The organism is Streptomyces sp. DH12 (assembly GCF_020873895.1).
Classification (GTDB): domain Bacteria; phylum Actinomycetota; class Actinomycetes; order Streptomycetales; family Streptomycetaceae; genus Streptomyces.
Genome location: NZ_JAHWGT010000664.1, coordinates 1 through 528 on the forward strand (window position 1 = coordinate 1; position 528 = coordinate 528).

Below are 528 nucleotides of genomic sequence, written 5' to 3' on the forward strand. Positions count from 1 at the left end.
GTGTCCGCGTTCGGCTTCGGCGGCACCAACGCGCACGCGGTGCTGACCGGGCCCCGGGCGCTGACCGGCTCCTCCTCCGCCGTGGGGCCGAAGCCCGGCGAGGAGTCCGGTGCCGCCGGTGCGCGGCCGGTGCGGCAGCCGCGGCTCGCGGTGGTGGGGCTCGGGTCGCGGCTCGGGCCGCTCACCGGCACCGGTGAGCTGGCGCGCGCGGCGCGGTCGGGACGGCCGGCGCTGACCGGACGGCCCGCGAACCGCTGGTACGGCGCCGAGCAGGTGCCGGGCGGTCCGCTGGCCGGGACCGTGGCCGAGGGCGCCGACCCGGCCGGCGGCTACGTCGACGCCGTGGACGTGCGTCCGCGCACCTACCGCATCCCGCCGAACGAGCTGGCCCAGGCCAACCCGCAGCACCTGGCGCTGTTCGAGGCGGCGGAGCAGGCGTTGGCGGACGCCGGGCGCGACGCCCCGCCGCCCGGGGTCAAGGCGGACGAACTGCCCGGGTCCCGGGTCGGCGTGGTGGTCGCCATGGAG

Annotated in this window: 1 protein-coding gene; it reads left to right on the forward strand. The window is 79.7% G+C overall.

Annotated elements, in window-relative coordinates:
- The coding region (locus LPA54_RS36365; protein WP_228984790.1) for a beta-ketoacyl synthase N-terminal-like domain-containing protein at positions 1 to 528 on the forward strand (528 nt) is incomplete at both ends.